The organism is Microvirga sp. GN3 (assembly GCF_055792825.1).
The window spans coordinates 1-13,599 of record NZ_JBVVAK010000089.1 but is presented as its reverse complement, the minus strand read 5'-3'; the positions used below and the strand labels follow the sequence as shown (position 1 = coordinate 13,599).

Genomic DNA, 13,599 nt, shown 5'->3' with positions numbered 1-13,599 from the left:
AGTTGGATCCATGGTGTGACTAGTCTGGTGCCGCGAAGGAATGGCAGCCTTTGGCACGTCCCTGAAACACGTTGAATGTCCATTCGCGCAGGGGGCACCAGACATTATTGATCGGCCGCATTTCATATCACGGCTCGTGCAGCCTCGCCTGCCGCCGTCCGAGCCAGTCGGGCCGCAACAAGTCTAAGTTGACAAAGATCGCACCAACCGCAGCCATCAGCGCCAGAGCGCCCCAGGTGAGGGCGTAAACCAGGTGATTGTTGGAGAAAGAGATCACTGTCAGTCCGGCTACGGGCAGGTCGCGTTCCTCAGACTCACGCTCTGCGTCGATGAAGTAAGGCGCGACCTTCTCCAGGCCACGTGACGCGGTGATCGCGGCTATGTCGCGAGAGAACCAGCGGTCGGACGTAGGGTCGTTCGCGCGCAGAAAGGCGCCGCCCGGCTCGGACATGCGCAGCAGGCCCGTCACGGTGACTGGTCCCGTACTCCGAGGCTGCCAGGAGACAGGGTCGCGCTGGGTCGCGGGAACGAAGCCGCGGTTGACGAGGATTGTCGTTCCGTCATCCCGGGCCAGGGGTGTCATGACCCAATATCCGCCGCCCAATTCCGTTACGGCCTGGACGAGCGCCGAGCGATCCTCGAGCCACTTGCCCGTCACAAACACGCGCCGGTACTCCTCCGCAGCGGCCGACACTTGCGCCCAGCTTTCCGGTCTTGGCGCAGGCGTTGCGACCGCGTGGACCCGCGCCTCCACACGAGCGATCAGGTCGAGCTTATGGGCGCGGCGATGGACCTGCCAGACGGTGAGCGCAGCGAGACAGGCTACAAGCAGAACCGCCACGATGTCGAAGGCAACCAGCGTCGCGATGCCTTTACCCGTCAGGGCCTTTGCAACGCCTCCTGTGGCGACATCGGCATCATGTTCTGATCCATGTGATACATGACCCATATGGAGCCAACCAGCGTGATGACAACGAGAGTAAGCGTGAACAGTAGCGCGAGGAAGGTCCAGCCGCCTTCAGACTTCGTGTTCATATGCAGAAAGTAGATCATGTGAACCACGATCTGCACCGCCGCCAGCGCCATGATGACAATGCTGGTCAAGAGCGTGTCGTTCAGGACGTTGGCCATCACAAGCCAGAACGGAATCGCCGTGAGGATGACCGACAGGACGAAGCCGATCATGTAGCTTCTGAACGTGCCCTGTGCGTCATGAGAATGATCCCCGTGCACCTCACCGGGACTTTGCGGTTTCCCGGCGAGCCCGGGCTCGGTGACCTGGCTCATCGCATGGCCCCCATCAGGTAAACGAAGGTGAAGACGCCGATCCAGACGACGTCAAGGAAGTGCCAGAACATGGAGAGACACATGAGACGGCGCTGGTTCGCCACGATCAGCCCGCGTTGGCGCACCTGCACCATCAGCGTCACGAGCCAGATGATGCCGAACGTGACATGCAGCCCGTGCGTCCCCACCAGCGCGAAGAAGGAGGACAGGAACGCGCTGCGCTGGGGGGTAGCGCCTTCACGGATCAGATGGGAGAATTCGTAGAGCTCGATCGCGATAAAGGCCGCTCCGAACAAGCCGGTGACCGCCAGCCAGGAAAGGGTCGGCCTGATCCGATCCCTCTGCATCTCCAGCATGGCAAAGCCATAGGTAATCGAGGACAGGAGCAGGAATCCCGTATTGACGGCAACGAGCCGCAGGTCGAACAGATCCGCTCCCGACGGGCCCGCCGCATAGTTGCGGCCGAGCACGCCGAACGTTGCGAACAGGGCCGCGAAGATGAGGCAGTCGCTCATCAGATAGAGCCAGAAGCCGAACAGCGTCCCCCCATCACCGTGGGCGTGCCCTTCCTCGTCGTAGAAGACAGGCGCCGTAGCGCCAGGCGGAGGAGTCGTTTCGTGCATCGCCTCAAGCTCCTCCTGCGAGTTCCACCGTTCTTTGGTTTTCAATCCGGACGACATCCTCGGCCGGGATGTAATAGTCTCGGTCGTAGTTGAACGTATGGATGATGGCGACCGCGAGGAGGCCGACGAACGACAGGGCGGCCAGCCACCAGATGTACCAGACCAGGGCAAAGCCGAGCACGGTGCTGAGCACGGCCAAGATGACGCCCGTGCCTGTGTTCCTGGGCATGTGAATCGGCCTGAAGCCTTCCATCGGACGATCGTGGCCGCGCTTCTTCATGTCCCACCACGCGTCGAGATCGTGGACCACCGGCATGAAGGCGAAGTTATAGGGTGGGGGCGGCGAAGTGGTCGACCATTCAAGAGTCCGACCGCCCCAAGGATCGCCGGTGAGGTCGCGCAACTGCTCGCGTTTGAAGAAGCTGACGACGAGCTGGATCACGAAGGCCAGGATGCCGGCCATGATGATGAAGGCGCCGATCACAGCGATCGTCAGGTAGGGCTGGACGGCCGGGTCCGCGAAATGCTGCGTCCGGCGCGTCACGCCCATGAGGCCGAGAATGTAGATCGGCGTGAACGTGACCCAGAAGCCGACCAGCCAGCACCAGAACGACGCCTTTCCCCAGAACGGATCGAGTTTGTAGCCGAAAGCCTTGGGGAACCAGTACTGAACACCTGCGAGAAGCCCGAACACCACGCCGCCGATGATGACGTTGTGGAAATGCGCGACTAGGAACAAGCTGTTGTGCAGCACGAAATCTGCGGGCGGCACCGCGAGCAGCACGCCGGTCAACCCGCCGAGCACGAAGGTTGGGATGAAGCCCATCACCCAGATCATCGGCGTCTCGAACCGGATCTTCCCGCGGTACATGGTGAACAGCCAGTTGAATACCTTCGCGCCCGTCGGGATCGAGATGATCATCGTCGTGATGCCGAAAAAGGCGTTGACGTTGGCGCCCGATCCCATCGTGAAGAAGTGATGAAGCCAAGTCAGCCATGACACGAGGGCGATGACCGCTGTCGCGTAAACCATAGACGTGTAGCCGAACAGCCGTTTGCTACAGAAGGTCGACACGACCTCCGAATAGATGCCGAAGGCGGGCAGGACGAGCACATAAACCTCCGGATGGCCCCAGATCCAGATGAGGTTCATGTACAGCATCGAGTTGCCGCCGAAATCGTTCGTGAAGAACCGCGTTCCTACGTAACGGTCGAGTGCGAGGAGCGCCAAGGTGGCGGTCAGGACCGGGAAGATCGTGACGATGATGGCGTTGCTGGCAAGGGTCGTCCAGGTAAAGACCGGCAGCTTCATCATCGTCATGCCAGGGGCGCGCATCTTCACGATGGTCGCGATCAGGTTGATGCCGGACAAAGTCGTACCGACGCCCGCGACCTGGAGCCCCCAGATGTAGTAGTCGACCCCGACGCCGGGACTGTAGGCCGCCCCCGACAGCGGGGGGTAAGCGAGCCAGGTGGCCCGCGAATACTCCCCCACGAACAGGGACATCATCGTGAGGACGGCGCCTCCCACCGTCATCCAGAAGCTGAAATTGTTCAGGAAGGGGAAGGCCACGTCACGCGCGCCGATCTGCAGCGGCATGATGTAGTTCATGACGCCGGTCACGAAAGGCATGGCCATGAAGAAGATCATGATCGTGCCGTGGGCGGTGAAGATCTGGTCGTAGTGGTGCGGCGGCAGGTAACCCTCCGATGCGCCGACCGCCAGAGCCTTCTGCGTGATCATCATGATCGCGTCGGCGAAGCCGCGCAGCAGCATCACGACGGCGAGGATGATGTACATGATGCCGATCTTCTTGTGATCGACGCTCGTGAACCATTCCCGCCACAGGTATCCCCACTGGCCGTACCAGGTGACGGCTGCGAGCAGGGCCAAGCCGACCACGGCCACGACAAGGAATGTCACGACCAGGATGGGCTCATGATAGGGAATGGCTTCGAGCGATAGGCGCCCGAAGAGGATTTGGCTGAGATCTGAGTTCGAGAACATCGGCGCTCGTCCGGATCAGTGTTGGTGGGTGCCGGTGGGCGGATTGTTCAGTTGGGCAGGCGCCGGGCCATCGCCGGTGGCAGGCGGGACGTTGCCCTGCCCTTGGCCGCCCTGCTCCCTGTCGCGCGGGATCAGACCTTCCGGCTCTTCGGGGCTCCTGGGCGGACGACCCGAGGCAGGGAAGGTGGCACCGGACGGTTCGTCGCCCTCCTGGACCCGGCGGCTGTCGTATTCAAGCCGTTGACGGTTCACCTCGCTGTCCTCGGCTGCGCCGCCCATCCTGTCGATGTGGTGCATTTCGTGCACGCACATCCGGCCCGGCATGACACACAAGCCGAGAATCGCGTCGTAGAGGCCGCTCTCCACAGACCCAAAGAAGCGAACCGGCTCCGCCTCGCTCGGCTTTTCGAGCTGGAGATAGGCTTCGCGGTCGAGGGGCGTTCCGGCAGCCTTCGCTCTCGCCACCCACCCGTCGAAGTCCTGCGGCGTGAGGCTTCGGAAGCCGAAGTTCATGCGGGAGAAGCCCGATCCGCTGTAGTGTCCCGAGATGCCGGTAAAGTCACCCTCTTCGTTCATGACGGCATGGAGCCTGGTCTCCATGCCCGGCATGGCGTAGATCATGCCCGCGAGGGCGGGAACGTAGAACGTATTCCACACGGAGGAGGACGTGATCTGGAAAGAGATCGGAACGTTCTCAGGCGCGGCCATCTCGTTCACGCTCGCGACGCCGTGCTCAGGGTAGATAAACAGCCATTTCCAGTCGAGTGCGACGACCTGGACGGTCAAGGGCTTGACGTCGGCAGGCACCGGCTTGTTGGGGGTGAGCCGAGAGAGCGGCCTGAAGGGATCGAGCGTGTGCGTGCCGATCCAGGTCATGGCGCCCAGGGCGATGATGATGAGTAGGGGCACAGTCCAGATGACCACTTCGAGCTGGGTCGAATGGTGAAAGTCGGGGTCATAGGTCGCGTCTATGTTCGACGCGCGGTAGCGCCACGCGAATAGGAACGTGAGCGCGATCACCGGAACGATCACAAGCAGCATGAGCGCGGTGGATGCGATGATGAGGTTGCGCTGCTGGACCGCGACGTCGCCGGAGGGGCTCATGACGACCATGTCGCACCCGGCGAGCAGCACCGAGGCAGCGATCAGCGCCAAGCCGCGAAGGGATTTGCGCTTCAAGGACCCGCCCGGGTGGCGATACGCATTCTGACGGATTGGATGCATCGACTTTCGCATGGATCAAACCTGCCGGATTTCCGAGCGGGACAGGCTGAGCGCCACCAGGGTGGTGACTGCTCCCGACAGCAGATACAGACCTACGCAGGCGAGGCCGTAACGAGCTGACAGGAACAGAACAATCAGTGGAGCGAAGCCAGCGCCGAGCAGCCAGGCGAGGTCGTTGGTGAGGGCCGCACCGGTATAGCGGTAACGTTGATTGAGCTGCGACGTGACCGCGCCGGATGACTGACTGTAGGACAGGCCAAGCAACAAGAAACCGGCATTGACGTAGATTGTCTGACCGATCGCATTTTCCTCGACGATCAACGGAGCGATGGTACTGCAGATCGCGAAAACAGCGATCAAGCCTGCCGAGATCATGAGAAGCATGCGGCGGCCGATCTGGTCGGCAATCAGGCCCGAGGCCACGACCGCTCCCGCGCAGATGACGGCGCCGGAGCATTGCACCATGAGGAACTCACCCGCCGACCGCTGAGTGAACAAGGTGATCCAGCTGATGGGAAAGACGGTTACGAGATGGAACAACGCGAAACTCGCCAGCGGAATCAGGGCCCCAATCAGGAGAACGCCTGCGTAATTCCGGATCAGCGGGATGATGGGCGAGGGTTCGAGCCGCCGCCGTTCGAGAAGGCGCGAAAACTCCTCGGTGGCGACGAGACGCAACCGCGAGAACAAGGCTACGACGTTAACGGCAAAGGCGCAGAAGAAGGGATATCGCCAGCCCCAGTCCAGAAAATCGGCCTCTGATAAGTTGAGCAGGAAGAACGAGAACAGCACGCCGGCCACCATGAAGCCGAGCGGCGCACCGAGTTGCGGGATGGCGGCGTAGAAACCGCGGCGCTCAATGGGCGCGTTGAGGGCGAGAAGTGAGGCGAGCCCATCCCATGCTCCACCCAGAGCTAGGCCCTGTCCGATCCGCAGGATGCCGAGGAGGTACAGGGACCAGGCGCCGATTTGTGCATAGCCGGGCAGGAAAGAGATCGCCATGGTGGAGAAGCCAAGCAGGAAAAGCGCGATGGTCAGCTTGACGCCACGGCCGTGCCGACGGTCGATCGCCATGAAGATAATCGATCCGATCGGCCGGGCGATAAAGGCAAGCGAGAACATGGCGAACGAGTAAAGCGTTGCCGTCACGGGTTCCGCAAAGGGAAAGAACACCTTGGGGAAGACCACCACTGACGCGATGGCGAAAACGAAGAAGTCGAAATACTCAGCCGCTCGGCCAATGATGACCCCAATGGCGATCTCACTTGGCGCGACCTTGTGGTCGGTGGACACCAGACGGGCGTCGCGCTCGAGCGGTGTGGAGGAGGGCTGCGGTCCTTCAACCTGATCCATCGTCATCTGGGCGATCGCCTCCAGTGAGAATAGTTCAGCTCAGTCGGCAGATCGGGTTCAGGCCCATGACGGCCTGTCCTCAGCTACCCGGTCTGAGGTTTTGCTGCCGTAATTCAGGTTCAACTTGACCGCAGGTTTTAGGGTCGATGGTCGGTTCAGCAAGCCGGTGTCCGAGCATTTTGGTGTGCGACAGGTATTTCGGATGTCGGAGCAGGAGCTGATGTGATGGCCGGCGCAGTCGCGGCAGAGCGACACCACCCTCACGGATTGTGTTTCAAAGATACAGAGCCCGGCTCGAGAACATTTTGGGAGCCACAGACCGGCCACTGTCACCGCCGCTTCAATGATGCTGTGCCATGCCGGATGTCCTCCGGCCCGGCCGTTTCCTGCGCTCGCGTCATTACACGAGCCTCGTCTGGTACCTCATCAGGCCAAGCCCTTAGATGGTGCGGCAGGATACGTAACTATATCCGTGCCGTCGTCCATGCGCCCGGGCTTTCCTTCGTAGGCCTACCTTGAGCCGACGGACCGGCCAATCGTCCAATGCTTGCGAACGTCCGGATTTGGCACGCCTGAGACCTATGCTTGAGGGCAGCAATCCTGCCTGAACCAAGCATTCTGAGGAGTCGACGAACTTATCTGTCTGACCCGAGTAGACGTTCCAGCTTGGTGACTTGGCCAGAGGAGGCCTCTCTCATCTCGACCAAGGCACGTTGTACAGCAAGAAGGATCTCACCCAAGACTACCGAGTGCCGCGAGTTTGATCGAGTCTGCAACGAACTCATAGCGGTCCGTGAGAATTCCGGTTGCGACCCTGATGTGGTTGGTTGGCCGTACCGAGCATTTCATGCCGGGAAGCACCGCGATCCCGCGGGCCGCCAAGGTGACGAGGGCGTATTGCTCGGATTCCACGGGGACCCAGATGCACAGCCCTTCTCCCGGCGGGATGTCGATGCTGCGCTCGCGCAGCCGATCGGTGAGCGCCATCTGGCGCTCCGCGTAAATGCCGCGCGCGTGAGCGACCATGTGCATGCTCCCGGCGTCGTTCAGGAGCCATGCTGTCGTGGCTTGCAGCAGCCGGCTCGTCCAGCCGGAGCTGAAGCTGCGATAGGACTGGATCTGCTTGGCGACGGTGACTGAACTCGACAGGACTGCGAGGCGAAGGTCCGGGCCGAGCGATTTCGAGAACGACAGGATGTGGACGACCCGCTTCGGAAAACGGTCGCCCATGCTGACCGGGGGCAGCGGAGACACATCGCCCACGCCGTCGTCCTCGATGATGTAGCAGTCGCTTCCCTCCAGGGCTTCTGCGAGGTCCGCCAATCTCTCCCGTGTTACCGCGCGGCCGGTGACGGAATGGGTGCGCGGCTGATAGATGAAGGCCGTCGGATTTTTCTGCAGCGCTTTCGCGAGCGAGGAGGGAAGCGGTCCCTCCGCATCGCATTCGACCGGGATGATCTCGGCCCCGAGATCCTCGATGATGTCGAGGATGCGCATGGCGGTCGGATCCTCGATGGCGATGGATGCGCCTGGCATCACGAGGGCGTGCAGCGTCGAATAGACGGCGTTGTAGCCGCCGTTGGTGGCGAGGAAGGTTTCCGGTCGGTAGGGCCAGCGCGGCTCCACGGCCGCTCGCAGTTCGGGAAGGATCGGCGTGCGCTCGTAGCTGTTGAGGTTCTCCGCCTGCGCGGCATGCATCAGCGCCTGCGTGAGGGGCGGCAGCAGGTCGTGATCGGGCACCGCCATGGTCAGATCGAGCACCCCTTCGCCGAAATGCCCGACGCTTCCCATGCGGGCTGGACGCGGCGTGACCGTGTTGCCGAAGACATAGGTACCGGTGCGGCCGCGCCCGGTGATCATCTTCTGGCGGCGCAACTCGCTCCAGGCCTCGGAGACGGTCGCGGGACTGACGCCGAGCTTGTAGGCGAGGTCGCGCACCGTCGGCAGGCGCATGCCGATCGGCAGCGCCCCGGAGCGGATGAGGGCGCTCGTCTCCACTGCGATGCCGCGCGCCGTGCGCTCCTTCAGCCGTTCGGCAAGCCAGTCGGTATCGGGCACGTGATCCATGTGGTTCGTCTTTTTATGTTCAGTAACATAATAATCATTGATCAGGCGAGTTGAACATTTAATTTTCGTTCCAGGCAAACATTTGTCCGGCGGAGACGTTCTGCTGGCGAACGGCTGGAGAATGCTGTGAAGATCACTGTCCGTCTGGCTCTGCGCGATTGGGACTACATGACGCCGCTGGTGCTGGGCGATGTCCGGTCCGAGCGCCTCGATGTGCGAGTGGATCGGGTCGCTACCCTGCCGGAGGATTTCGCCAACGATCCACGATATGATGCGAGCGAGATCTCCTTCAGTCGCTACACGACCGGGCGTGCTCGCGGCGACACGGCTGTCTTCGGCGTGCCGAACTTCCTCATGCGTGGGTTCCGCCATCGCTGCATCATAACTGCCCGCACCAGCCCGCTGACGCGGTTGGAGGAGCTCAAAGGTGGGCGCATCGGCGTCACCGGTTGGCAGGACTCGGGTAATACCTGGACGCGGACGGCCCTTGCACATGCTGGCGTCGGAATCGAGGACGTGCGCTGGTACGCGGGCCGCCTCTCGGAGGCGCATCCCATCGTCGACCGGCTCGGCCCCTACGCGCGGCCCGGCAGGATCGAGGCGGTGCCGGGCGAACGGCCCATGCTCGACCTTCTGGAGAGCGGCGAACTCGACGCGGTCTTTACGCCGTTCATGCCGCCTGGTTTCTTCAATCGTGGCTCGAAATTCCGCCACCTTCTGACGGACCTGCACGGAGCGGAACTCGCATACTTCAATGCCGTTGGTTACATTCCCGGCATCCACATTCTCGGTATCAAGGTCGCGCTCGCAGCAGAGCATCCCTGGCTGCCGCAGGAGCTGAGCGACCTCCTCGACGAGTCTCAGCGCGTGTGGCTGGAAAAGCGCCGCAAATACGCGGACACGACACCGTGGATCATCGAAGAATTCGGCCGCTGTGGACGTGATCTGTCGACCGGCTGGAACGTCAGCGGCTTGGAGGCCAACCGCAAGATGATTGCCGATTTTCTCTCCGAGGTTCGCAGCCAGGGCCTCGCTGATACCGATCTGACGCCGGATGATTTATTTCCGGCCATTCCTCATCTCGTAGGAGAACCCGCATGAAAATCGCCCTAGGTCAGTTCGCCGTCAGCCGCGAATGGCAGGACAATGCCGCGACCTGCGTGCGGCTCATGAAACAGGCGGAGGCCGGCAGGACCGATCTTCTTGTCCTGCCCGAGGGCATTCTGGCGCGTGATATCGCCGATCCCGACATCGTGCTGAAGACCGCACAACCGCTTGACGGTCCGTTCATGACGCAGGTGCTGGAAGCCAGCCGCGGCTCGAACCTCACAATGATGACCTGCATTCACGTACCGTCCGGCGCAGGGCGCGTCTTCAATGTGCTCGTCACCGTGCGCAACGGGGAAATCGTTTCTCAGTACCGCAAGCTGCATCTCTATGATGCCTTCTCGGCCAAGGAATCGACCAATGTTCAGCCAGGCGAGGAGATTCCGGAAATCATCGAGATCGCTGGTCTCAAGGTCGGCATGATGACCTGCTACGATCTGCGCTTCCCCGAGTTGGCGCGCCGCCTCGCCGTGGACGGTGCCGACGTGATCGTGCTGCCGGCGGCCTGGGTGCGTGGGCTCGGCAAGGAAGCGCACTGGGAAGTGCTGGTGACGGCGCGCGCGCTCGAGAACACCTGTTACGTCGTGGCCGTCGGCGAATGTGGTGAGCGCAATATCGGCGCGAGCATGGTGGTAGATCCGCTCGGCGTGGCAACTGTCCGCGCCGGGGAGACGCCCACGCTTCTCTTCGCTGAGATCGACCCCGCACGCATCGCTCATGCGCGCGCCGTGCTGCCAGTTCTCGCCAACCGACGTTTCGCACGGCCGGAACTTGCCCGCGCCGAGCAGTCTCAAACACAAGCTGCCTGAATCAATAAACTAGAAAGGGAACGAAGACATGAATATTCACAACATCCTGTGCGCCGCGGCGGTCGCCGTGACGATCTCTGCCCCGGCCTTCGCCCAGAGTGCGCCGACCGGCGCGATTCCCGAGCAGAAGGTCAACGAGGCACTGCGCGCCAAGCTGCCGGAAGAGATCAAGACCGCAAACAAGCTGACCTCGGTCAATAGCGGTTCATTTCCTCCCTACGAGATCGTCACCGACACCCGCTCCATGACGGGCGCCAGCGCTGAAATGACCGATGCCATTGGTCAGCTGCTTGGTGTGAAGATCGAGCATGCTACCGTCAGCGGTCTCTCGGCCCTGCTCAGCGGCATCAAGTCCGGTCGCTATCAATTCGCCATGGGCCCTGTCGGCGATTTCAAGTCCCGCCAAGAGGCGAACGACTTCGTCGACTGGGTGCAGGAATATGTCGTGTTCGCCGTTCACAAGGGCAATCCGAAGAAAATCAACTCCCTCGACGACGCCTGCGGCTCCCGTATCGCCGTGCAGGCAGGCGGCTCGGCTGAGAAGGTGATCAAGGCGCAGGCCGAGAAGTGCACGGCGGAAGGCAAGCCAACGCTTGAGGTCCAATCCTACACCGACCAGCCGACCTCGATTCTGGCGGTTCGTTCGAAGCGCGCCGACGCCTTCTTCTCCTCGCAAGCGCCGCTGACCTATTTTGTTCAGCAGTCCAACGGCGAGCTCGAACTCGCGGGCGTTGGCAAGTCCAACGGTTTTGACGACCTGTTCCAGGGTGCCGTCGCGCCGAAGGATTCGCCGCTCAGCGAAGTGCTCCTCGGTGCCATCAAGGAACTGATGAAGAACGGTACCTATGCCCAGATCATGAAGAAGTGGGGCCTCGAGAACAACATGATCGCTGAGCCCGGCATCAATCTGGCGAAGAAGTGATGGACATGACCGAGCGCACCATCAATCCTCCTATCGAACTCCGGGATGTCGCCAATGCGCATCGGCCGATTGAATGGGGCCGCTGGCTCCTCTGGCTCGTTGTGTTGATCGTAGCGGCGAACTTCGCCTGGATTGTCGCCCGGAACGAGAACTTCGGCTGGCCCATCGTGGCGGAGTGGTTCACGGCGGATTCGATCCTGAAAGGATTGTCGGTGACGCTCGGTCTCACGGTGGTGGCGATGATTATCGGCACCGCCATCGGCCTGATCCTCGCCATCGCCCGCATGTCCAACGACACGCTGTTCAGCTCGCTGGCGGGTCTGTTCATCTGGTTCTTCCGCGGCACGCCGCTGCTGGTCCAGCTGATCTTCTGGTACAATCTATCGACTCTGTTTCCCGAGATCTCGATCTCGATACCGTTCGGCCCGACCCTAGTCAGTTGGAACACCAATGACATCATTACACCGATGACGGCGGCCATCGCGGGTCTGTCGCTCAACGAGGCGGCCTATATGGCCGAGATCATCCGCGGCGGCCTGCTCTCCGTCGACAAGGGACAAGTGGAGGCGACGGATGCCTTCGGCATGACCCGCAGTCGCGCCCTGCGGCGCATCATCATCCCACAGGCGATGCGCTCCATCATTCCGCCGACCGGCAACCAGCTCATCAGCATGATCAAGGCGACGTCGCTCGTCAGCGTCATCGCCATGTCGGATCTGCTCTACTCAGTGCAGGCGGTCTACAACCGGACCTTCGAGGTCATCCCGATGCTGATGGTTGCGGTGATCTGGTATTTGGTCATCACCTCCATCCTCAATGTTGGACAGGGCTTCATCGAGCGCTACTACGCCCGTGGTGAGCGGGGTGCCTCCGACGCCAATGTCCGTACCACCATCCGAGTGGAGGAGCCGGCATGACCGCCGTTGCCAAAATGATCGTGCCAGCAGCCGGTGAGCCTCTGGTCCGAGCCCGCAATGTCCACAAGTCGTTCGGCGAGAACGAAGTTTTGAAGGGCATCGATCTCGATGTGATGCCGGGGGAGGTCGTGGTGATCCTCGGCCCCTCTGGGTCGGGCAAGTCCACCTTCCTGCGCTGCATCAACCATCTTGAAGCCATCAACCGCGGCTCGATCGAAGTTGATGACGAACAGATCGGCTATGAACTCCGGAAGGGACGGCTGCACAAGCTCTCCGACCGAGCGATTGCGGTGCAGCGCCGCAAGATCGGCATGGTGTTCCAGCAGTTCAACCTTTATCCGCACATGACGGCGCTGGAGAACATCATCGAAGCTCCGGTCGGTGTGCACAAGCAGAGCCGCCGGGAGGCTGAGGCCTATGCCATGGAGCTGCTCAGGAGGATTGGTCTCACCGATAAGGCGAACGCTTATCCGCGCCAACTTTCGGGTGGCCAGCAGCAGCGCGTCGCCATCGCCCGCGCCTTGGCAATCCGCCCGAAGCTGATGCTGTTCGACGAGCCGACCTCGGCGCTCGATCCCGAGCTCGTCGGCGAAGTCCTGGCGACGATGCGGGATCTAGCCGAGCAGGGCCTTACCATGATCGTGGTGACGCATGAGATTGGCTTCGCCCGGGAGGCCGCAGACCGCGTCGTGTTCATGGACGGGGGCGTAGTGGTCGAGCAGGGCCCACCTGAGGTGGTGCTGTCGAACCCGTCTCATCCGCGCACGCGCCTCTTCCTCAGCCGATTTATCCAGAGTCACTGACGTCTAAGCCCCTCATTCACGAAAGAGGCATGACCCCTCGAGGGCGTTGTTGATCGATCCGACATTCCTTGCCGGAATGGTCGCAAGGAGTGCCGGCTTTTGGCACGGCTAAGACGTAAGCGCTCGGTTCGCTTCGGTACTTAAGAGCGAACATTCGTCGAGCAACCGGAGCGTGAAAGTTTGATCCGGTGCAGATCTTGTGGTCGAGGTGCCAGAAGAGCCTCAGGAATGACGCGCTGCACGTCGTCCGCGTCGATGTTATCGCGCCTCGTCACGAATTGTGTGATGGGGTCGGCCAGCATCTCTTCAGCGCTGGCTGGAAGCTCGTGGACCTCATGATCTGTTCCTCTAACGCCTTATACCAGGTCCCTGAAGGTCTGACTCGTTCGTGATTTCCAGGATTGCGGTGGGTGTGATTCAACTTGGTGAGCCAAGGAGGGTTGCCATGCCGATCCCACTCCGCTCTGACTTCGATGCTT

General features: G+C 61.5%; 12 protein-coding genes. 5 read left to right on the top strand and 7 right to left on the bottom strand.

From position 1 onward, the window contains the following. Positions 1–127: 127 nt before the first annotated feature. The 7 genes from ACS5Q1_RS31060 to ACS5Q1_RS31030 all read right to left on the bottom strand — a co-directional run bounded on the left by ACS5Q1_RS31060 (position 128) and on the right by ACS5Q1_RS31030 (position 8,562). Positions 128–949, bottom strand: a complete 822-nt coding sequence (locus ACS5Q1_RS31060) for an SURF1 family protein (protein WP_473101820.1) — start codon at positions 947–949, stop codon at positions 128–130. Further along, entirely contained in the window at positions 880–1,287 is a 408-nt protein-coding gene (gene cyoD / locus ACS5Q1_RS31055) for a cytochrome o ubiquinol oxidase subunit IV (RefSeq protein WP_473101819.1), read from the bottom strand. Before cyoD ends, ACS5Q1_RS31060 begins: the two co-directional genes overlap by 70 nt. Next, positions 1,284–1,910: a cytochrome o ubiquinol oxidase subunit III gene (cyoC, locus tag ACS5Q1_RS31050; RefSeq protein ID WP_473101818.1), complete on the bottom strand. Its 627-nt coding sequence runs from the start codon at positions 1,908–1,910 to the stop codon at positions 1,284–1,286. Before cyoC ends, cyoD begins: the two co-directional genes overlap by 4 nt. A gap of 4 nt (positions 1,911–1,914) precedes the next feature. Then, positions 1,915–3,918 (bottom strand): cytochrome o ubiquinol oxidase subunit I, encoded by a 2,004-nt coding sequence (gene cyoB, locus ACS5Q1_RS31045; protein WP_473101817.1) that lies wholly within the window; start codon positions 3,916–3,918, stop codon positions 1,915–1,917. A 15-nt stretch (positions 3,919–3,933) separates the two neighbouring features. Next, complete coding sequence (gene cyoA / locus ACS5Q1_RS31040; protein WP_473101816.1) at positions 3,934–5,154, bottom strand: ubiquinol oxidase subunit II; 1,221 nt, start codon at positions 5,152–5,154, stop codon at positions 3,934–3,936. A 3-nt stretch (positions 5,155–5,157) separates the two neighbouring features. Next, positions 5,158–6,501 carry an MFS transporter gene (locus ACS5Q1_RS31035; RefSeq protein ID WP_473101815.1) on the bottom strand — a complete coding sequence of 448 codons (1,344 nt, stop codon included), beginning with the start codon at positions 6,499–6,501 and terminating at the stop codon, positions 5,158–5,160. A gap of 726 nt (positions 6,502–7,227) precedes the next feature. Then, positions 7,228–8,562: an aminotransferase-like domain-containing protein gene (locus tag ACS5Q1_RS31030; protein WP_473101814.1), complete on the bottom strand. Its 1,335-nt coding sequence runs from the start codon at positions 8,560–8,562 to the stop codon at positions 7,228–7,230. A gap of 126 nt (positions 8,563–8,688) precedes the next feature. On the opposite strand from ACS5Q1_RS31030, the gene ACS5Q1_RS31025 reads away from it, so the two are divergent. Genes ACS5Q1_RS31025 through ACS5Q1_RS31005 form a run of 5 tightly spaced genes read left to right on the top strand, consistent with a single transcriptional unit; the run spans position 8,689 to position 13,120 of the window. Then, positions 8,689–9,663, top strand: a complete 975-nt coding sequence (locus ACS5Q1_RS31025) for a substrate-binding domain-containing protein (protein WP_473101813.1) — start codon at positions 8,689–8,691, stop codon at positions 9,661–9,663. After that, a complete protein-coding gene (locus ACS5Q1_RS31020; RefSeq protein ID WP_473101812.1) occupies positions 9,660–10,478 on the top strand; it encodes a deaminated glutathione amidase in 819 nt (272 codons plus the stop codon). Before ACS5Q1_RS31025 ends, ACS5Q1_RS31020 begins: the two co-directional genes overlap by 4 nt. A gap of 28 nt (positions 10,479–10,506) precedes the next feature. Continuing rightward, on the top strand, positions 10,507–11,400 hold the full coding sequence (locus ACS5Q1_RS31015) for an ABC transporter substrate-binding protein (RefSeq protein WP_473101811.1): 894 nt from the start codon (positions 10,507–10,509) through the stop codon (positions 11,398–11,400). After that, the gene (locus tag ACS5Q1_RS31010) at positions 11,400–12,317 is read left to right on the top strand and encodes an amino acid ABC transporter permease (RefSeq protein ID WP_473101810.1); all 918 of its coding nucleotides are present in this window, start codon (positions 11,400–11,402) and stop codon (positions 12,315–12,317) included. Before ACS5Q1_RS31015 ends, ACS5Q1_RS31010 begins: the two co-directional genes overlap by 1 nt. A 14-nt stretch (positions 12,318–12,331) precedes the next feature. After that, on the top strand, positions 12,332–13,120 hold the full coding sequence (locus ACS5Q1_RS31005; protein WP_473101838.1) for an amino acid ABC transporter ATP-binding protein: 789 nt from the start codon (positions 12,332–12,334) through the stop codon (positions 13,118–13,120). Positions 13,121–13,599 lie beyond the last annotated feature (479 nt).

Bases quoted from the DNA above. Each gene is read 5' to 3' on its own strand.
- ACS5Q1_RS31015 (WP_473101811.1), top strand. From the start codon at position 10,507: ATGAATATTCACAACATCCTGTGCGCCGCGGCGGTCGCCGTGACGATC.
- cyoD (WP_473101819.1), bottom strand. From the start codon at position 1,287: ATGAGCCAGGTCACCGAGCCCGGGCTCGCCGGGAAACCGCAAAGTCCC.
- ACS5Q1_RS31030 (WP_473101814.1), bottom strand. From the start codon at position 8,562: ATGGATCACGTGCCCGATACCGACTGGCTTGCCGAACGGCTGAAGGAG.
- cyoA (WP_473101816.1), bottom strand. From the start codon at position 5,154: ATGCGAAAGTCGATGCATCCAATCCGTCAGAATGCGTATCGCCACCCG.
- cyoC (WP_473101818.1), bottom strand. From the start codon at position 1,910: ATGCACGAAACGACTCCTCCGCCTGGCGCTACGGCGCCTGTCTTCTAC.
- ACS5Q1_RS31035 (WP_473101815.1), bottom strand. From the start codon at position 6,501: ATGACGATGGATCAGGTTGAAGGACCGCAGCCCTCCTCCACACCGCTC.
- ACS5Q1_RS31005 (WP_473101838.1), top strand. From the start codon at position 12,332: ATGATCGTGCCAGCAGCCGGTGAGCCTCTGGTCCGAGCCCGCAATGTC.
- ACS5Q1_RS31060 (WP_473101820.1), bottom strand. From the start codon at position 949: ATGGGTCATGTATCACATGGATCAGAACATGATGCCGATGTCGCCACA.
- cyoB (WP_473101817.1), bottom strand. From the start codon at position 3,918: ATGTTCTCGAACTCAGATCTCAGCCAAATCCTCTTCGGGCGCCTATCG.
- ACS5Q1_RS31010 (WP_473101810.1), top strand. From the start codon at position 11,400: ATGGACATGACCGAGCGCACCATCAATCCTCCTATCGAACTCCGGGAT.
- ACS5Q1_RS31020 (WP_473101812.1), top strand. From the start codon at position 9,660: ATGAAAATCGCCCTAGGTCAGTTCGCCGTCAGCCGCGAATGGCAGGAC.